Origin of the sequence: Myxococcus sp. CA039A (genome assembly GCF_013336645.1) — a bacterium.
GTDB lineage: Bacteria > Myxococcota > Myxococcia > Myxococcales > Myxococcaceae > Myxococcus > Myxococcus llanfairpwllgwyngyllgogerychwyrndrobwllllantysiliogogogochensis.
In genome coordinates, this window is the sequence record NZ_JABUMQ010000061.1 from 19,790 (window position 1) to 40,064 (window position 20,275).

10 protein-coding genes are annotated in these 20,275 nt (G+C 69.2%); 1 reads left to right on the plus strand and 9 read right to left on the minus strand.

Features of this window, described 5'->3' with window-relative positions; genetic code table 11:
• Nucleotides 1-5: 5 nt before the first annotated feature.
• The 9 genes from HR086_RS13035 to HR086_RS13075 form a co-directional block, all read right to left on the minus strand.
• A complete protein-coding gene (locus HR086_RS13035) occupies nt 6-3,476 on the minus strand; it encodes a PD40 domain-containing protein (RefSeq protein ID WP_174465776.1) in 3,471 nt (1,156 codons plus the stop codon).
• A complete protein-coding gene (locus tag HR086_RS13040; protein WP_141641522.1) occupies nt 3,470-4,009 on the minus strand; it encodes a DUF1318 domain-containing protein in 540 nt (179 codons plus the stop codon). The genes HR086_RS13035 and HR086_RS13040 overlap by 7 nt, the downstream gene beginning before the upstream one ends.
• On the minus strand, nt 4,006-7,695 hold the full coding sequence (locus tag HR086_RS13045) for a hypothetical protein (protein ID WP_174465777.1): 3,690 nt from the start codon (nt 7,693-7,695) through the stop codon (nt 4,006-4,008). The genes HR086_RS13040 and HR086_RS13045 overlap by 4 nt, the downstream gene beginning before the upstream one ends.
• 187 nt (nt 7,696-7,882) lie before the next feature.
• Nucleotides 7,883-8,512: a hypothetical protein gene (locus HR086_RS13050; protein ID WP_174463365.1), complete on the minus strand. Its 630-nt coding sequence runs from the start codon at nt 8,510-8,512 to the stop codon at nt 7,883-7,885.
• Entirely contained in the window at nt 8,505-15,599 is a 7,095-nt protein-coding gene (locus HR086_RS13055) for a polymorphic toxin-type HINT domain-containing protein (protein ID WP_174465778.1), read from the minus strand. Before HR086_RS13055 ends, HR086_RS13050 begins: the two co-directional genes overlap by 8 nt.
• 107 nt (nt 15,600-15,706) lie before the next feature.
• The gene (locus HR086_RS13060) at nt 15,707-16,780 is read right to left on the minus strand and encodes a hypothetical protein (RefSeq protein ID WP_174463367.1); all 1,074 of its coding nucleotides are present in this window, start codon (nt 16,778-16,780) and stop codon (nt 15,707-15,709) included.
• A gap of 140 nt (nt 16,781-16,920) precedes the next feature.
• Nucleotides 16,921-17,571 carry a hypothetical protein gene (locus HR086_RS13065; protein WP_174465779.1) on the minus strand — a complete coding sequence of 217 codons (651 nt, stop codon included), beginning with the start codon at nt 17,569-17,571 and terminating at the stop codon, nt 16,921-16,923.
• A gap of 123 nt (nt 17,572-17,694) precedes the next feature.
• Nucleotides 17,695-18,378 carry a hypothetical protein gene (locus HR086_RS13070; protein ID WP_254626311.1) on the minus strand — a complete coding sequence of 228 codons (684 nt, stop codon included), beginning with the start codon at nt 18,376-18,378 and terminating at the stop codon, nt 17,695-17,697.
• Between the two features lie 2 nt (nt 18,379-18,380).
• Nucleotides 18,381-18,905, minus strand: a complete 525-nt coding sequence (locus HR086_RS13075; RefSeq protein WP_174458034.1) for an RNA polymerase sigma factor — start codon at nt 18,903-18,905, stop codon at nt 18,381-18,383.
• 217 nt (nt 18,906-19,122) lie between these two features.
• Here HR086_RS13075 and HR086_RS13080 point away from each other — a divergent pair.
• The coding region (locus HR086_RS13080; RefSeq protein WP_174465780.1) for a DEAD/DEAH box helicase at nt 19,123-20,275 on the plus strand (1,153 nt) is incomplete at its 3' end.

The window sequence follows — 20,275 nt, forward strand, 5'->3', positions numbered from 1 at the left end:
GCCGATTACGGCTGGGCGGGCACCACCTGTGCGTCGCGGACCTCCGTGGGCGGGTGGGCGTTGAGCGCCATGTAGATTTCGAACCACGCCAGATACGCGCGCCAGGACGGGTCGCGCTGGTCGATGAGGGAGCGCCGCGCCTTGCCCAGGCGCTCGGGCACATCGAAGGGCATCCGTGTGCTCCCATTCGCCTGCAACTGCGCCGCGAACCAGAGCACGTCCAGTTGACCCGCATCGACGGGTGCATGGGTGCGCGCCACCAGCGCATCCGCGTGCTCCAGCGCCTTGCCCAGCCACCGGGCCGCCAGCGCCGGGTCCTGTCGGTCCACGGCATTCTCGGCCAGCCGCATCTCCGCCAGCGTCACCGCGCGGACGTCCTCATCCCGATCCAACTGGTCGAACTGCTCCAGGAACAGCTCTCGCCGCTGTTCGAGCGAACGGGCGGCGGCATCCAGTCGCCCGAGCCGCGTCTCCGCGTTCGCACGCAGGCCCGCGACGATGATGCGATAGGTGCGCAGCACGTGCTCCGGCGTGGAGCGTGCCCACTTCAGCGAGGCCCTCACCTCCGGAGCTGACAGGTCGCGCTCCACCTGGTCCAGGTCCGCCAACGTCCGCTCGGGCTGGCCCATCCCCAGCGACGAGGCGCAGCGGGCCAGCCTCACCACCAGCCGGTTGCGCAGCCCTTCCTCGTCACGAGCGCTCGCTTCAACGATGGGCAGCTCTCGGTCATAGAGCGCCAACGCACGCTCGAACTTGCCAGCAGCGAGGTTGTAGAGCGCCGCGCGGTCCACCGCGAGCGGGGTGAACCGGGCAAGCCTCGGGGTGGCATCCACCATGGCCAGGGCCTGGTCCGCCGCCTTCGCGGCCTCCTCGTCACGCCCGACATGCAGGAGCACTCGCGCCCGCGCCAGGGAGACGGCCAGCCCCGCCCAGTTGTCCACGTAGGGCAGCTTGTCCCGCTGGTCGAGGTAGCCCAGGGCGATGTGGTAGTTGCCCACCTGGGTGTGCAGCATCCCCAACGCCCCGAGAATCATCGCCTTGTAGCGGACGTTGTTGCGCATCAGGTCCAGGGCGACCATGTAGTGCCGGTTGGCTCGCTCGGCGGCGGCGGGGGCGCGGCTGCGCAGGAAGTCCTCGTGGTGAATGGCGCCCAGGAGGGCCTGCACCGCGCGCTGGTTCTTGAGCTCCGGCCACGCCAGGCGCAGCTCCTGCACGGCCGCCTTCACCGCCAGGGAATGGGCCTTGTCATCCAGCTTGGGGAGCTGGCGCGCCATGACGTAGGCCTTCACGAAGTGCGTGAGCGGCCTGGCCATGCTTGGGGACGTGGTGGTGACCTCCTTCTCCACGACCTCGGGGCTGACGTCGGCGCGCAGGCGCAAGCTCACCGATTCGACTGCGCTCTCCAGAAAGCCCGTCCGCTTCGTCACGAGGTCGAAGTCGGCGCGGGCCTCGTCCTTTCGCTGCCTCGCCAACCGGCGATAGGCGCGGCCCATCAGCGCGCGGCGGAACAGCCGCTCGGCCCGGCGACGCTCCTCGGTGCCGGGAGGGGCGTCGTCGACGTACACCGTCGCCAGGGCCTCCAGCACGCCGTCCGCGCCGAGCCCCGACGCACGCTCGACCGCGTCCTGCACCACCGCGCGTCGGCGCAAGGGGTCCTGCTGCTGACGGTAGAACGCCATCAACGCATCCCTCACGGGGCGAGGAGGCCGCTCGTCGTGCACCGCGTTGACGTGTCGCCCCAGCTCCAGGGCGAACGCGTAGGCGGAGCCAGCCGGGGCGGAGTCCAGGGCCTGGGCCATGGCGGCATCCGCCTCCGCATAGGGGCGCCCCCGGTACAGGGCGCTGACGGCGGCGCGCGCGAAGTCCAGCTGGTCATCCGCCGGGAAGACCTTGTGCATGGAGAGCCGGCGTCCCGCTTCGACCAGGGCCTCCCGGTCATCGAGCTTGCGGTACAGCGCGTCCGCCTGGGAGTACCAGGCCTCCAGCACCCCGCGGGGCGTGGTGTCGACAATCCGCGCCTGGGCCGACTCCAGCTCCTGACGTGCCAGCGAGAAGTCCCCCGCGGACTCCGCCAGCTCACTGCGCACGACGTGCTGGAGGACCTCGGTGGGCGGACTGGGCGCGACGGCGGGCGCCAGCGCGGCCATGCGTTTGCGTTCCGCGTCGCTCAGCTCCTCCACCATGCGACCGCGCTCGCGCTCCTTCAGCGCGCGCCGGTGGTCGATGAGGATTCGCAGCGGCTCCTCCAGGCCCGTGGTGGCGGGGTCACTCACCCGCCGCATCTGGTCGGCGTAGAACTCCGCCGCGCCAAAGTCCTCGGAGTCCAGATGGAGCCGGCTCAAGCGCATCATCAACAAACGGCGCACCTTGGGCCGAGCCTCGAGCAACAGGCGGTGGCGGTAGAGCAGGAGCTGGTCGGCGCGCCTGCCGACCATCTTCAGCTCCTCGTTGAGCTGAGGCACCTCCCACGTGCTGGGGACCTGCCCATCCAGTGGCAGTTGATACACATCCAGCGACTGCGCGCGTGAACAGGTCGCGATGAGGGACGCGGACGCGGGCGCGGGGTACTGGCAGTTCCAGGACGCGCTGGTGAGCTGGGTCGGACTGGCGGCGGCGGCCAGCGCGGGCGCGTCGTCGCGCTCCACCTCGAACGGCACCCGGAACAGCACCCCGGTGTCGCTGGCATCAATCATCCCGTCCCCGGTGGAGTCGGTGAAGAACTGCACCACGTACAGGAAGCGCCCATCGCGCGAGAACACCGGCTGCCCGGTCTGCCCCGGCAGGTCCAGGTCCATCGCGATGGGAGTCGCGCCTGGGACGTCCAACCGCAGCGCCTCCAGGTGGGTGGCGGCGCGCGCGGCGAAGCCAGGGCCCACCTGCGTCACGGAGCGCTCGACGGGGACGTACACCAACCAGCGCCCATCGGGCGTGAGCGTGGGGCTGGTCAGGTTGCGCTCGAGCAGCGTCTTCACGCTCCACTCACGCCCCAGCTCCACCCGCGACAACCGCAGGTCTCCCTGGATGGTGGCGCGGCTCACCAGCGCGATGTGTGACGAATCAATCCACTCCGCCTGCAGCGCGTTGGCCTCCTCGTCGAGGCAGCGGCGCTCCTCCGTTCCGGGCAAATCCCGCACACACAACTGGCCGCCGGCCTGATTCCGGAACGAGATGTAGAGCAGCTGTTTCCCGTCGGGGCTGACGCGCGGCCACGTCACCTCGGCGCCTTCGTCGAAGAGGCGGCGCTCGCGGCCCTTCTCCAGGTCTTGCGTGTAGAGCTCGGTCGCGATGTTGCGGTTGGACGCGAAGATCAACGTGTTCTCATCGGGCCCCAACTGCCCGAGGAACTGGTCACCCACGCCCACGGTGAGCCGTGTCGGCATGCGCACACCGCCGTCGTTCTCGTCATCCTGCGCGCTCGCGCCGCTCGCGACGAGCAGGGCCAGCACCAGCAAGCACCGCCCCTGGGGCGTCAGCACTTCTTCTCTCCCCAGGTACCGTCAGCGGCCTCCACCCAGCCACCACAGACCACGCCCTCCGCGTGCATCTGATGCCAGCTCTGGCGCAGCGCCTCTTCTGTCACCGCCGGGCGCACGGTCCGCATCCACTTCCAGAGCTGGAGCCGGGACCGGTTCACCCGCTCCATCAGCGCGACGTCGTCGGACGTCAGACGCCCCGCCTGACAGCGACGACGGGTGTCGACGAGGAGCCCGTCCTTCCCCTCGCCCACGCAGTGGCGCCGCAGCAGCTCGTCCACGCGGTCCGCCTGTGTCCTGCCCAGGTTCTCCACCAGGGGCGTGGGCTGGATGCCCAGCTCCTCCAGTTGGTTGGGCGTGAGCGGCACCGGCGTCGGACTCATGCCCGCGCGCGCGAGCCGCTGCTCCACGTCCTTGAACGAGCCCGAGGCCTGCTCCTCGAGCGCCGTCGCGCGGTCCACCATGACGATTTCCGGGGCGCTGATGCACCCGGGAGCGGCCAGCGCGGCCACCAGCAGCAACCCGCGGTGTTTCATGGCGTGGCCTCCAGGGAGGGAACGGATTTGATGAGCTGATCGACGATGGGCCCCATGGGAATGCCCCGGATGTCGTTGATGCTGAGCAGCTTGGCCAGACCGCCCATGGTGATGCTCAGGCTGCCAAAGCCGTGGTTGAAGCTCACTCGCACGTGCTCCGGATAGCCCAGGCTCAAGGCATAGCGGACCCGGTTGGTGGCGGGGTCCACGTGGCGAGGGTCCTCCAGGTCGAGCAGGTCGAGCAGGTGCCGATTGCCGATGCGCAGGATTTCCGCGCGGCCGTTGATGCTGCGGTCCTTGGCGGAGATGACCATGGCGGCATTTCCGTCGAAGGGCTCGCCGTGCGAGGACTTCACGCCGGTGGCCCGCACGCGCGCCTCCAGCGTCGACTGCTTTCCCTGCCAGTCCAGGAGCCACTGTCCGGTGATGCGCCCGCCGCGCACGCCCATCTCCAATTGGGTCATGGAGACCACGTGCTGGTTGATGGCCAGGTTGCCCGCCAGCGGTGAGATGGAGACCTGCGGCGTGGTGATGCTGGCCACCGACACGAACCCGCTGCGCGACAGCAAGGGGTGCTGGTCGGCGAACCGCAGCATCGGGTACGGGTTCACGTCGATGTCGTCCAGGAGCCGCACCTGGCCCTCGGTGAGCTGGAAGTTCTCCGTGAGCGGGACGTTGCCGTCGAGCGCCTCGACGGCGATTCCCTGCTCGGGCAATCGGACATTCACATTCTGGAACAGCAGGCTGGAGAAGGTCCGGAAGGCCACGAGGTCGGGAGACGCCACCCGGAACTCGACCGCGACCTTGCCGCTGCTCTCCAGGCGACCGGGCTGCGCGAGCTTGGACAGGTCCTGCGACAGTTGTCCCCGCAGCGCCAGGCGTCGGCGCTCCTCGCTGAGGTCCAGCCTGCCTCTCACCTTGAGCTCGGTGCTCGTCCCACCATTGGACAGGAACAGGTCGGGGACATGGATGACGCCCGAGGCCTTGCGGCGCGCGGTGAACGACAACGTCAGGTCCTGCACCGGATAGGGCAGCGCCGGCTTCTGCTCGAGCGTGCGCGCCTTCAGGTTCTGCTTCACCTCGATTTCGTCCGCCTCCCACTGGTCGGAGAAGGTGAAGGTGGCGTCGTGGGACAGGTCCGCGAAGGTGAACCGACGGTCCCGCAGGCCGACCGTGAGCTTCTCCGCGGTCAGGTCGCCGTGGACGCTCCGGCGAGGTCCATCGATGCGCGACTCGACGACCCAGCGCGCCGCGGGAAGGTTGATGGAGAGGGCATCCTCTCGCCAGCGGATGCCGAGCGCGTCCACCACGGCCTTCCCCTCGAAGCCCACGCCCCGCAGCGGAGGAGGCATCAGCCGCACCTCTCCCTCGGAGGTGATGTCCTTGAAGACGCCGAACAGGGTGCCGTGCACGTCGAGCTTCAGCGCGAACTTCGAGGCATCCACCGCCGCGGGCACATGGAACCGGGCCAGGAGCTTTGACAGGGGACCCAGGGGCGGAAGGTCCGCCGTCACATCGCCGCGAAGCGCACGGGCCTTCCGGTCGAAGGACAGCGCGACATCCGCCCCGCCCTTGAGCCCTTCCTTGCTGGTGACGACCAACCGGAGCGCCGGCTTCCGGCGGTCCAGGTCCAGGGTCATGAACTGGTGCTGGGTCCCCACCTCGAGCTCACCGGCGCGCAGCCCTTCGACCCGCGCGTCCAGTTCGCCCTTGTGTCGCCACGCATCTCCCCGCGAGTTGAGCACGAGGGCGATGTTGCTGGCCGTCACGTCGTCCCAGACCGGCCGCTGCACGCGCAGCTCCGTCCGGTGGTCCAGGCGAGGCGAGGGAGAAAAGAGCGCCGTCACCGTGCCCTTGGACGTCAGGTCCACGCCCAGCTCCTTCCAGCCCAGACGCGCGGCGACTTCGTTGGGGATGAAGGGCCGCGCGATGACGAGGTCCGGCGTCTTGAGGGCCAGGGTGTACGCCACGTCGTCCGTTCCCTTGGTGGCATCCAGGGACGCGTGCACCGCGCCGACATCGAGCGTCACGCGGGCACGGACCCGGCTGCGCCCCGGCTCGTCGGGCAGCGGGAACACCTCCGACGCGTCCAGCTTCAGGTGCACGGGGCCGTTCAGCACCTCGCGGCCATCCGCCATGACGACCTGGAGCGCGCCCACGGGCAGGTCCGCGCTCAACGCGAAGGGCGGCTCTTTGGCCAACGGGGCTCGGAGCTGGAAGCCCATCCGTTCGGCCTTCGCTTGGACACCCGAGGAACGGACGTCCAGCGCATCCACCGTGGCGGACAGCGTCGCGTCCCCCGCGACCATGAGCGGAGACGAGGGCTCCGGCCGCAGTTGGTGTCCCTTCAGCTCGCCGTGGGCCTTCGGGACTCGCAACGTGGTGGGCCCGTCGACCGCCAGCCCCCGCAGCGCGAAGGTCAGTTGAGCGGACAGCCCCTGCTTCGAATCGGGCGTCGCGACCAGGGAGACGCGTCCATCTCCGAGCGCCACGTGAAGCGCGTCCTGGGCCATCCGGAGCGAGGTGACGTCGACATCGAGCCCGAGCTTGCCCTGGGTGCCCAGGGTCGGCATCGCGCCCAGCGTGACGTCCCGCGCATCCAGGTGCGCCTTGCCGCGTTCGAGGGTGGCGGGTCGCCACTCGGAGGGAACCGCCTGCGACAACCGTCCGAGGTCCACATCCGCCAGGGCCCGCGTCACGACCACGGGCACGTCCGCCGCATCCGGCAGCACCGCCAGGACTTCCACCTGCGCGCTGTCGGTCAGTCGCGTGCGCTCCAACTCGATGATGCTGCGCCGCTTCTCGGCATCGAACCGCGCCGACACCGCGCCGTGCAGCAGGGTGCGCACGGTGAACCGCGAATCGAAGGTCTGCCGCGTGACCTCCAGGTCCACCTGCGCGCGAGCGGCCTCGGCCCCTGCCTCCACCGACAGGGCCAGCTCCAGCGCGGCCACCCCCGTGGGAGCGGCGGGGCCTTCACGGCTCACCTCCAGGGGCAGCGGAGCACCGGCCTCGCCCAGCTTCGCGAAGACCTTCCATCTGCCGTCCTGCTCCTTCAGGTCGAGCACGGCCGCGAGCCCGCGCAAGGACCAGCGGTCCACGACCTCGCCGCTCCGGACGCGGACGTAGGTCACCGACACGCCCGATACCTCGACCTTCGCGACGGGAGGCGCCGAAGCCAGGAAGGAAGCGAGCTGCTGGGAGGTTCCGAGGGGCGCTTCAGCGGGCAGTGGCTCCGGGGTGGCCTCGGGCTGCGTCAAGAGCGTGAGGGACGTAGGGCCCGCGTCGTCAGCCACCAGGACGACGGCCACGTCCCGCAGGGCCACCCGCTCCACCAGGGTCTTCCCACCGAGGAGCGAGCCCGGCGACCACCGCGCCTCCAGCGTGCCGACGCGCAGCAGCTCAGGCGCCAGGCCTTGAAACGGCGCCGGCGTCCGCACCACCAACCCTTCGAGTCGCAGCCCCGACAGGATGGCGACGTGGGCCGTCTGGTAGTCCAGTTGCAACCCCGTGGCCGCTTCCACCCTGGGGAGGAGGCGCTGCTTCACCCAGGGGCGGTCGAGGTTGTGCAGCACCACCCACGCCGTGAGCAGCGCGAGCGCGGGGAGCACGATGAGCAGCAGGAGCGCGCCCGCGACGATTCGAGCCCACCGCCGACGAGGCCTTTCAGCTCTGGGGGATTCCATGGTGCTCGATGAGGGCGAGCGGCCATCATCTCGGGGAGCCTGGGCGAAGTCGAGCACCCGTTGCGGGCAGGCGAGCGGGCGCGGGGAGGCAGGGAGGGCCGCTGGCGGCCCCCTCGGACAGAGCGCGGAGAGGGTGCACGGCCGTACGGTCCCGCACCTTCGTGGAAGAGCCCCTGCCGCGAGGGATTCAGGGCCCCGGAGGGAAGACTTCCTCCAGGACCTCTGGGTCCTTCACCGCGCCCCGGAAGGACTGCTCCAGCGCATCCGTGAACCACTCCGGCTTCAGGGCGAGCACCAGGTAGCTGAAGCACGCCCGCGCCGGCGTCAGCCCCGTTCCGAGCGGCGTCAGCCACCGCAGGTCGACGGGCATCCCTCGGCGCTGTCGGGTCAGCAGGGCGCGGACGACATCACGGATGAACCGGACGCCCACCACGGTGAGCGGAAACGAGGGCACGTCACACATCCGCCACAGCGCCAGCAGGAAGTCATCGCAGGTGCCCCCGGGAACGGCGAGCACCGCGTCGAGGACCTTGTCGAGCATCCCGCTGGACCAGCGCGGAGTGCCCGTGTCCACGTACATCGCCAGCAACGCCAACCTGCACGCGCCCTGGCGCTCCGACGCCCCGGGAAGGCCCCGCACCCCACCTTCCTCGGACAGGGGCGGGCTTCCCAGTGCGACCAGAACCGGGCCATAGGCCGCCCTGAGCGCGGGCGGCCAATCAGCGATCCGCGCGCGGAGGTCGTCCAGGTGGCCCGAATCACGGGCCCCCAGCAGCTCGGCCTCCGCGCCGTTCTTCAGTGAGGCGAGGTCAGTCATGAAGCAGGACTTTGACCATGGTTCCAGGGTCCATTTCACCACTCTGCACGCGCCGGATGATTTCCTCCGTCCGGTGGTGGCCACCCGACAGGCTCAATCCACCCTTCGCCCCGCTGGCGCTGATGGGGTCGTCGAGCCGGAACATGATCAGGTCGTCGTTGCTCATCTTCAGGATGCCCCCGCGCTGGATGTCATTCGTCGGGTGCAGTCGCGTGGCGATGCGCCCCGACAGCTCCCCGGCGGACAGCTCGTAGATTCGGGGATTGAACTCCGCGAGCGTGGGCGGGCGCGGATTCCTGGGACTGCCGAAACCGCCCTTGGAGATGCGGTACAGGACGCTCTCGGGCAGCTCGTTGAGGGCCACCCGGCTGGCGGCAATCGACGAGATGTTGTGAACCCAGGTGGACAGCTCGCCCACGAAGTAGGTGTGCGCGTGCTCGACCTCGAAGTTGTAGACGGTCTCCGGCCCCGGCAGCGACTGGAGCGAGTGGACCCGGATGGGATTGCCCGCCACCGTCTGCAGCGCATCCCCCGGCGCCAGCATCTGCGCCTGGGTCCAGCCCCGGCCCTGGACCCAGAAGGGATGCTCGGCGGTGACGCCCAGCGCCTCCAGCGACCCGGCGTCCTCGGAGATGAGCTCCAGCAGCAGCACGGCCCGGTCCGGCTTGACGAAGGTGCGTGACACCTGGTGCCAGCCGGGCTCCTGCGTCTCCTCGTCCCATGCCCAGACCCAGTCTCCCTCTCGGACCTCCTCGATGGGCACCGGCCCCGCGAGCGCGAGCACCGGTGTGCCCGCGACGAAGCAGCCTCCGCCCAACATGATGGCCCGGGCATAGGAGGTCGTGCTGGAGCCAGCCATCCGCAGCGCCATGGCTCCGTCGACGATGGCGGCCCGGAAGGCGAACTTCGCCACCCGACCCACGCCGCGCGTCAGCAGGTCCACGGCCACGAACTCCAGGCCGACCTTCACCACCTCGCCTGTCATGCGCCGGTAGTGCTCGAACCGCGCCATCTGCCATTCGTGCTCGGTGCCGTAGTACGTCCCCAGCGTGGGCTGGGACAGACCGTGCTGGGCCATGTAGCGCGGCAGGTTGCCGGGCTGCTGCCGGACCAGGGCCTTGTGCTGTGCCTCCAGGCTGCTGGTGCCGTTCTGGTCCGCGGAGCGAGACAGCTCCGCCGGAGGCCCCCCCCACTCCGCCGCGCCCGCGCCCGCCTCCAGGTTCGGCGGCTGGTATCGCGGCGCCCGGACAATCGTCTCGCCTCCATCCGGCAGGTCATCCCCCTGCGCCTGGAAGCCCGTCGGGTCCGTCCACCGGAGCGGGTTGTTCAACGTGTAGGCGTAGCGGTTGTAGGACTGACCGTCATGCGGGAACTGGACGAAGGGGTCCGGCGTGAGGAAGCGCGCCGTCTCCGGGTCGTAGATACGCCCGCCCATGTTCACCAGGCCGAACTCGTCATCGGCCTCGTGTCCCGTGAAGCCCTTCTTCACCGAGCTGGTTCCCACCGACGCCGCCACGGGCAGCGCGTGCGGCATCCGTCCGGCGCCAAAGGGCTCGAACTTCATCCGCTCCCCGTCGAGCACGTTGCCCAGGGCATCCACCACGCGCTCGGTGGAGCCCAGGTGGTCGCCCAGCAGGTACAGCGTCTGGTCCGCGCCGCCGTCCGTCCAGACGACCTGCGCGACGGTGCGCGGGCCGCCCGACACATGGAAGACGTGCTGCGTCTGGCCGCCCTGCTGACGCTTCTCGTAGAGGCCCCCCACGTACGTCGTGACACCGCCCAGGCTGCTGCGCTTGAGCACGCGCCCCTGGCCACCGTCGTACTTGAAGCTCACCTCGCGGCCCGTGCCAGTGATGCGCCGGGGCAGGTCGAACGCGGTGTAGGTCACCGCCCGGCTCGGCGCGCTCACCTGGTTGCCGTTCGCGTCGTAGCCGTAGGCTCCCGCCTGCGTCTGCTTCACCGCGTGGGGCCCCGCTCCCGGGCCGGTATACGTGCTGGTGGTCGCCGTCCCGGTGCCTTCCAGCACGCGGCGCTCCAGCAGGTTGCCCAGGTCGTCGTAGTGGTACTCCAGGGCGGACCGGCGGCAGTTCTGGAACACGGTCCACTTCTTGAGCCGGTCCAGGGTGTCGTACTCGAAGTCCTCCGTCGTCCGGGAGAGCACGTCGTTGCGGTTGAGGAGGTTGCCCTCCAGGTCCCACTCGTAGGCCAGGCCCTGGAGCGCGGTGGCGCCACGCTTCGAGTCGATGAAGCGCAGCCGGCCCCTGGGGTCGTGACGGCGGTGCGTCACCACGTCGTTGCCCAACTGCTCCTGCGTGAGCTGCCCCAGGTCGTCGTACCCCTGCGCCGTCCAGTACGCCTTGGGCTCGGTGGGGGAACGGACCTCCTTCAGGAAGCCGTAGTCCGAATAGGAATGGACCACGGAGAGGCGCCGGGCGCCCGCCTGCGGGTACTGCACCGTGGCCAGCCGCCCGTTCGCGTCATAGGTGCGGTTGACGGCGTAGGCGGAGCCCTCGATGTTCCAGGTGCTCTGCTCCAGTTGGCCCTTGATGTTGTAGAGGTGCGCGACGGTGACACCGTCCGGGCTGGTGGAGCTGGTAATCGCCCCCTTGAGCGAGGTGTCCCACTCCAGGGCGTACTGGCCATCCGGCGTCGTTACCCGCTTCTGGCGGCCCAGCGCGTCGTACTCGTCATAGACCGTCTGTCCGCCCTTCCCATCCGTCTCCAGACGAGGGTCGCCGAAGGCGTTGTAGAGGGTGGTGCTCACGCCCGAGTCGGGGTCCGTCACCTGCGTCCTGCGGCCCAGCACGTCGTGCTCGAGCACGACCGAGTTGCCCGCGGAGTCGGTCACCTGGCGAAGCACGCCGAAGGGGCCGAAGGCATACGTCGTCCGCAGCTCCCGTCCGGTGGCCTCATAGGCACTGCTGGCCACGAGCTGACCGATGGCGTTGGACTCCGTGGTCGTCTTGTTGTTTCGCTCGTCCAGGCGCGTCGTCTTGCGGCCGTCGTACGTATAGGTGACGGCGCCCCCTTCCGGCGCGGTGAGGCTCAGCGGACGGTCCATCAGGTCATACGTGGCCACCGAGTAGCGCACCGGGGCCACCCCGGAGTACGGCCTCGACACGTTCACCTTGCGGCCCAGCGCGTCGTAGCTGCTCAGCACGGTGACGATGCGGTTGTCGAAGCCTCGCGTGTCACGGCGAATCTCGCGGCCGAGGTTGTCGGCGGTGACGGCCGTCTGCTGACCGCCCACCACCTGCGTGGTGACCTTCAGCCAGCCCAGGGAGTCCGCGCCGTAGTTGACGAGCTCCGTCTCACCCGACGGCGCGACGGTGCTGCGAAGCCGTCCGAAGCCGTCGTAGCGGTGATGGGTGAGCAACCCGTTGGAGTCCTCGATGACCAGCGGAATCCCAAGCCCGGGGTGATAGGCCATGCGATTGCGGTGCCCCTGGGCGTTGAAGGTGGTGGCCGGAAGCAGGTGCTCCACCGCGTCGTAATGCGTGCGCTCCACACGCGTCGTGCCCGAACCGGTGCGCGACACCTGCTCCACCAGTCCGAAGGCATCCCGTCCGTACAGGGTGGTCAACGTCACGTCCGCGCCGCCCGTCGGTTCCATCACGGTCTGCTGCAGCAGGCCCCGGCTGTCGTACTCGTGTGTCAGCACCCGCGTCTGGGTGCGCAGGTCGGCGGTGGTGCTCGTCACCACCACCCGGCGAGGCAGGCCCATGAGCCAGTTCGCCACGAGGTTGTCGATGATGGGCACCTCCGTCTTGGTGTGCCAGGAGCGCCCGGTGAGCGCCCCCGCCAGCACCTCGTCATCGAACTGGTCGGTCGTGGTGGCGTTGCCGTGCGCGTCCTGCGCTTGCAGCTGCCGGCTGCGGCGCGTCAGGGGCAGCGTCGTCCCCGTGCCTTCCCGATACTCGTCCGTCACCTGGTTCGCGTAGAGGAAGGGCCGGCCTCCCGCGCTGGTCGCCACCGTGTAGAGGTGGCCGCGCTGGTGCTCGTGCCGGACGCCCGTGGCGAGCGTCAGCGCCGTCGCCTCCGTCGCGGGAATGAACGAGCGCAGGTACAGGCCGCTGGTCCGCGACTGGTTGTCATAGGTGGTCACCGTCGTGGCGTTCGTCTGCCGGTTGATGAGCGTGCGCTTGCCGAAGCCCTGCCAGCCATGGCCCTGGACGTCCGTGCGAGCGGCCTCATAGGCGTAGAAGAACTTGTTGAAGTTGCTGGTGCGCGTCCCGTCGTCGACGCCCGATTCGACGACGACCCACATGTTGCGCGGACACTGCTGCGGGTAGACGCAGGTGCCGGGGGTGTGGATGCGCGGCTGTCCCGACGCGGCCGGCTGCTGCAGGAAGTGCTGGTAGCGCGCCGTCACGGCCTTGCCATGCTTGCCCACCCGGACGGCCGTCAGCGCGTCCGGCAGCTCGCCCTGGCGCAGGTACACGCGGAGCACGCCGTAGGCCTTCTGCTGCGCCACGGGGACCGAGAGGTCGTCCTCCACCTGGATGATGTCGGCGAGGCCGTCTCCGTTCGCGTCGAAGACCTGGGAGAAGCGCTGCCCGTAGCCGAAGGGCTTCGCGACGGAGGTGCCTCCCGTCGAGTGGCCCACGGGGATGTCCAGCTCCCGCGGCTCGAAGTGGTCATCCCGGCCCAGCAGCACCCACACCTTCGCGCGGGTCTCCGTTCGGCCGCTGTAGTCCCCCGCGTCCGTCACCAGCAGGTCCTGCCGACCATCGCGGTCGAAGTCCATCACCCGCACGCCGGGGTCCAGGCCGCGAGGATTGGGGCGAATCCACGAGGGGCTCAGCTCGTGCCTCGCGTCCAGGTTCTGCGCCACGGGCGGCATGAAGCCGTTGCCCGTGTTGATGGAGATGAGCAGGTCGCCGTAGAGCGTCCCGTGCGAGTCGGTGTCGCGGTCCCTCCGGCTGCTCACCGCATCCGCGAGGCCGTCGCCGTTGATGTCCACGAACCAGGTCCTGTTGTAGTGCCAGCGCCAGTTGAGCGAAGGCGAGGACGCCACCGGCACCGCGGACAGCCCGGCGTCGGCGTACCGGTATGCAGCCGCCGCCCCCACGCCCACCGCGAGGTACTGCGCGGAGAAGTCGTCGTCCGTGCGGGTGTCGGCGGTGCGCACCAGCACCTCGGTGCTGCCATCGCCGTCCACGTCGACGGTGTAGCCCGCGTGGTCCACGCCCGAGCGCAGCGGCACCTGCGTATACGCCGACAGCGCGAACCCGCCCTGGTTCATCCGGTAGCCCCAGTCATAGGGCTGCGGGGACTTGGTGGAGCGGAACAGCTCCGGCAGGCCGTCACCGTTCATGTCCGCGACCTGCATCACCGGGACGCGGACGGGGGTCGTGGACGTCGCGGCCTCCCACCAGAACTGGAACGTCTCCGCCGCCTGGATGTTGGCCGCCTCGAACGCCGAGCCGTTGAAGCGATACAACTGGTAGTAGCCGTTCTGCCCGCTGGCGTCCGCGCGCTGGAGCGCGACGACCTCCGACACGCCGTCGCCGTTCATGTCGACGATGCGCAGGTCGTCGTCGCCATTTCCCGTCTTCGACAGGGGGAGCTGGGCGTTGATGGGGGGGCCGAAGACGCCCGCGCTGGCGGCCAGACGGTAGTACCAGACAGAGTCACCCAGGCTGACCGTGTTGCCATAGACGGGGTCGGAGATGATGCGGGCCTGGTCGTTGCGGCGGTAGAGCAGGTCATCCCGTCCGTCGCCGTTGATATCCAGCGTGTGGAGCGTCCAGAAGTCCTGGACGCCCGGAATGATCTGCCCACCCAGGGTGGCGTCCGGAGCCCCCAGCGTCTTGACGTCGCGGATGGGGACGTAGTTGCCACCCACGAGCTCCGTGGCCGTCACGGCCTGGAAGTCACGCAACTGGACGACGGGGTCGTCACAGTCGTTGTCCGGGCTGGCGCTGCAGTCCACGCCCTCCGTGTAGCTGAGCTCCACCGGGTCCCGGCAGATGCCCTGGCCGTCACATTCGAACACGCGATCAAGCAAGCTCCTGCGGGTGACGCGGGCGACGCGGTAGCTCAGCTCGTAGGCGCGAAGCAGCACGTCATTGCGCGTCGTGGGCGTCGAGGCCAGGCCAGGTCCATACATCTCGATGCGCGACAGTCGCTTGGACGCGCGCAGCTTCAAGCCCGACACGAAGCGCACCTCCGAGTCCGGACGGGCCGCCACCGGATAGACGAAGCGCACGCTGCGACGGCGGAGGTTGTCCGTGGTGTCGCTCGCGTGGCCCGTGTAGTCGATGCGGTCGGGCACGTGCTCGTAGCCACTGCTCGCGTTGCCATCCAGCACGTAGCGGATGCGCAAATCATTGCCGGCGCGGTCACGGACCTCGGACAACGCCCAGCTCAGCCGGACGGTGGTGTCGGGGCCCTGAGACACCACCCCGGTCGCCGGGTCCGTCGTGAAGCTCATCCGCTGCCCCTCCAGACGGGAGAAGGTGGTGGCGTGCTTGCCGTAGGACAGGATGCGACCGTCCTTCGAGTACACCTCGAAGTAGTCGGGAGCCCCCGTGCCGTCGATGTGGGCGAGCACCTTGGAGAACGACTCCACCTCCGTCCGGTACTCGATGAGCGAGCCGCTGCTGGCGACAACCACCAGTCGCTTGCCATCCAGACAGAAGGCGTCCTCCGGGAGGAAGCGCACCGGGGCCGTCAGCCCGTCCTGGGCAAAGGTCTTCCGGCAGCGCATGACCTGCGAGAAGCCATTGACCGCCCAGCCCACGCCCACCAGCCCATTGCCCGCGCGGCTGTGGTAGCCGAGCGACAGCTTCGGCTCCAGGCCCGCGCGGCCCTGAGGCACCCAGAGCGGGAAGCCATAGGACGCCGCGCCGTCCGAGGTGACGTTGAAGTTCGCGTCCACCTGCCCTGGCGTGGTGCCGGTGGACTTCGTCTCCGTGTGCATCATGGAGAAGGGAGGAATGACGAGCGGGTCATCATTGAGCACCCGCTCTCGCGACTGTCCCAGCTCGGATTCTGGGGCAGGGCTCTGCTGGGATGACCCACAACCTCCCGCGCCGTGGAGCAGGGAGACGCTCAACACAAGCATCGACGTGAAGCGCTTCATTGCCACTTCCTTGCGAGTCCTTTGGACCCGGATTGGACCTACGGCCTGAATGGTCTGGAACACGTTGAAGGCAGCCTGAATCCGCGCGTCTTCCGACGCGGGTTCCGCTACCCGCCCTGGCTCATCCCGCAGGGGCCGCAATCCAGCGTCCCACCGCAAGTGTCCGTGATGACGCCGCAGTCCACGGCCTGCTGAGCACACGTCCTGGGCGCGCACGCCCCCACGCACACGTTGTTGTTGCAGATCTGCCCGGCGCCGCAGGCACCGCAGCTCAGCGTCCCGCCGCAGCCATCCGGGATGGAGCCGCAGTTCCTGCCCTGGGCCGCGCAGCTCGTCGGCGTGCAGGAGCAGGAGCCCAGGTCACTGCGGCAGATGTTGCTCTCGTCGATGGTCCCATCACAGTCATCGTCCAGGCCGTTGCATGCCTCGGGAGGGGCATTGCAGACGCCGGACCAGGAGCCCGTCGCACAGGCCTCCGTGGAACCAGGGCACGCTCCTCCGGGGCCCACACATTCACGCGTGAGGGTGTTCGTACCCTGGCCGGGGGCATTGTTGACGACGCCGTCCTGGTCATCGTCACATCCGTTGCAGAGCTCCGTGGTGGGCGTGTCACGAGTACAGGGCCCCACGGTGCCATTCTCCCGGCACCACCGCTTCGCCGAGTAGCCGCTGCAGTCATCCGCGCAGGAGAGATACTGGGTCCCCACCTGGACCTTGCAGACGAGCTGTCCGCTCACGCAGTGGAGCTTGCCGAAGCACCCGTTCTGCTGGGCGTCACAGAGGATGGTGGGGACATAGTCCTCGTCAATCTGTCCGTCGCCGTCGTCGTCACACCCGTTGCAGATGTCGTCCTGGGCCCGATAGGCCGTGCAGGAGGTCCCGATGACATTGCCGGTTTCGGAGCAGAAACGAGTGCCCGAGCGTCCACACACGGAGCAGGCGGTGGTGGACGAACCGTCGTATTCGCACGGCCCCCAGTAGTCGTCACAGGTACGGGTGCCCTGGCAGGTCCCCTTGCTGCACTCCTGGGTCGCTCCAGACGGATAACACGTAGCCCACGCCTCGGCGGGGACCAGTCCCAGGAGGAGCGCGAAGCCGCTCAGGAGGAGAGGGAGATACCGCCGGAGGATGCCCTCGGCCCCGGGAGACTGGCGTGGGCCGGGAACCGCATCACGGGACAACGGAGGCAGCACTCCGCTCACAGCAGGAGATGGGAAGGTACGCATGGTGTACCTGTCATACGAAGGGCTCCCGGTTTTCTGGTCGTCCCTCCCGCGCGGCGCACCTCCAGCGCCACTCGAAGACCTTCCAGCCCGTCCCGCTATTCCGCTTCGTCTTTGACGAGAAACGCATCCGGGTCCGTGAACAACTCATCCGCCCGTTCAGACAGCGCCAGGCGCTGCAATCCCTCGTTGGCGCCCTCACCCGCGAAGGCACAGGGCGTGTCGCGCAGCAGGAAGGCCTTCTCGGAGGACCTGACCGTTTCGGGCAGCTCGCCGTGGGTGTAGTACGTGTGGCTGGGGATGCTGATGGGTTCGTTGGTGTTCTGATACCGGTCCGTCACCCGCGGCAACACCTGCTCGGAATCAGCGCTCCTCCGACCGTAGGCGGCCTCCGTCATGTCGAAGCGGAGGAAGCACTGGTCCTCGCGTGTCGGCAGGAGGAGCTCCGCGAAGCCGTAGGGGACGTCGACGGAGTAGTGGATGACGGTGCCGGACGTGGGGTCCGTCAGCTTCACCTTGTGAGGGCCGCGACTGACCTCGAAGACGAGGTGGTCATCGTCCTTGCTCAGCTCCGGCGTCGGCTTCCCGTCCACGGCGAGCTCCACGGCGCTGCCTGCCACCGTCAAGACGTGCAGCCTGCCGACGCCGAGCGCCTGGTTGAGCACGGACGCGAGGCCCGCGCCGACGAACCCGACGACCACGACCACCACGGCGATGATCTGCACCTTGCGCACCACGACGACCCCCATTCCGGGTCGACCGACGACCCGTGCGCGCGGGACGATAATCCACTCCCCGGGCGCCTGTGGAAAAGGAGGAGCGCTCCCCGTGCGACCTGTCGCCCTTCTGGGCAGTGCGCACAGGAGACCCGGTTACTTCTCGATGCTTCGCGGCGACGCCTCGAAGGCCGCGAGACGGGCGAGTTGCTCGCGCGCCACGTTCAGGTTCGTCCCCGCGACGGCATGGGCCAGTCGCTGGAGCCACGCGGCCCCCGTGTGCCGCTTCGTGAGCCATCGACTGCCCACCACCATGATGGCCAGGAACACCATTCCGAAGAGCACGTTCGCCGCCAGGTAGCCTGTCCCCAGCACCCGATAGGCGTCCACCCCGGCAAGTCCTCGCAGCCCGACGATGAGCAGCGGCGTCCACAGGAGCGGCGACAGCCACAGCACCCACTGTGTCGTGCGGACCGTGGACGCCCTCAGCGACTCCACGCCGGCCTGGAGCTGGGTGATGGGCGCGGCGTAGTCGAGCGCGCCCACGCGCAGCCACTGGCGGGCCGCGACGGCCGTGAGGACGAGCGCCACGCCATCAAGCAGGAGCGCGGGGACGACGAACCGGGGCTCGCGCACGTTCGCCGCGATGAAGGCCCCCAGCGCGACCAGGCTGACCAGCCCCATCACCAGCTCGAATCCCAGCGACCATCGCAGCCGCCCCATCATGGTCCGCGTCCCCTCCAGCTCCGTCGCGCGCAGCAGCCGTCGGTTGAGGCGAATCACCTCGTCCAACCGCGCGTCATCCGCCTGCCAGCACTTCTGGAAGTCATCGAGTTCCATCGTCAGGTCTCCTTCGTCGTGTCGGTTGAGAGGCTGCGCATGTCCGCGCGCAGCCGGTCCTTCAGGCGGCCGATGCGAGTCGAGACATTGGTGGTGCTGATGCCGAGCACCTCGGCGATGTCCGCGTGGCCGTGGCCATCCAGGTACAGCATCGCCAGGGCCTTGCTCAGGTCATCCAGCTGGGAGATGCACTGGTAGAGGAGCGCGAGGTCCTCCGACGGAGGCCCCTCCACGTCCCGAGCCACCTCCAGCATCTCCTGGCTCTCGGGCGCGAGATGCCGCTTCCGGGTGCCCTCCCTCCGCTGGAAGGAGATGGCCACATTGAGCGCCACCCGGTACATCCAGGTCGAGAACCGGAGCCGGTCGTCGTAGCGGGGAAACGACTGCCAGAGCTGGGCGATGGTCTCCTGGACCAGGTCGTCTGGCTCCACCCCGGGGCCGCCGTAGACGCGGGCGACCTTGTAGAGGATCCGCCGGTGCGCCTCCAGGAGGGCGAGGAAGCGGGAATGTCGGTCAGGTTCGGCCATCGAGGGTCCAGAGGTTGCGAGGGCGCGAGTGACGCGTCCATCGCCTTCACCCCATGGTTCGCGCCAGGAGGCGGAATCTCACACCGGCCCCTCTCTTTTCCGCTCGGGCCAGGCACGCCGGCACCGCCAGCCAGGGCGGCTGCCGCTGTGCCACCTCGCCTCCTTTGACGCCCTTTCGGACGGGTGCGTTCCCCACGGTGGGATAGGGTGCGCCGCCATGACCTTCTCCACCCTCGGTCTCTCGGACGCGCTCGTCCGCGCGATGAGCGACCTCGACTGCCTCGACCCGACCCCTGTGCAACGCGCGGCCATCCCGGCGGTGCTGCGCGGCGGTGACGTGTGGGCGTCGGCACCGACGGGCTCGGGGAAGACCGCCGCCTTCGTACTGCCGCTCCTGGAGGCCCTGGCCCAGAGCCCTGGCGGCAATCCCCGGCGGACCCGCGCCCTCATCGTCGTTCCCACCCGCGAGCTCGCCGCGCAAATCGCCGATGCCGTCGAGCAACTCGGTCGCCATCTGCCCCGGCGCCTGAAGACGTGCCTCGCGGTCGGCGGCGTCTCCATCAACCCCCAGATGCTGGCGCTGCGCGGAGGCGCGGACCTCATCGTGGCCACGCCGGGCCGCGCGCTGGACCTGGTGGACCAGAACGCGCTCCGGCTCTCCACCGTGGAGACCCTGGTCCTCGACGAGGCCGACCAGCTCCTGTCGCTGGGCTTCGCCGACGAGCTCACGCGCCTGCTCGCCCTGCTCCCCAAGCGCCGCCAGAATCTACTGTTCTCCGCCACCTTTCCGCCCGCGGTGGGGAAGCTCGCCGAGCAGCTGCTACACGAGCCCACCCGCATCGACATCCAGCCAGAAGCCCTGCCCGGCGCGGACCTCGTCGTCCAGCGCGCCATCGAGGTCGACGCGGGCCGGCGGACGATGCTGCTGCGTCACCTGCTGGAAACGCACGCCTGGTCCCACGTCCTGACCTTCGTGGCCAGCCGCTATGGGTCGGAGCACGTGGCGATGAAGCTCAACCGCGCCGGCATCACCGCGGCGCCGCTTCACGGGGAGCTCAGCCAGGGAGCACGCACGCGCGCGCTCGCGGACTTCAAGGCGAAGCGCGTGCAGGTCCTCGTCGCCACGGATGTCGCCGCGCGTGGCATCGACATCGTGCAGCTCCCCGCGGTCGTGAACTACGACCTGCCGCGCTCGCCCGTGGACTACGTGCACCGGATTGGCCGCACGGGCCGCGCCGGCGAGCCGGGCATGGCCATCAGCTTCATCAGCGCGGACACGCAGGCGCACTTCCGGCTCATCGAGCGGCGCCACCAACTGCGCCTCGCGCGCGAGCAGCTCCCCGGGTTCGAACCCGTCGACGTCCCCACCC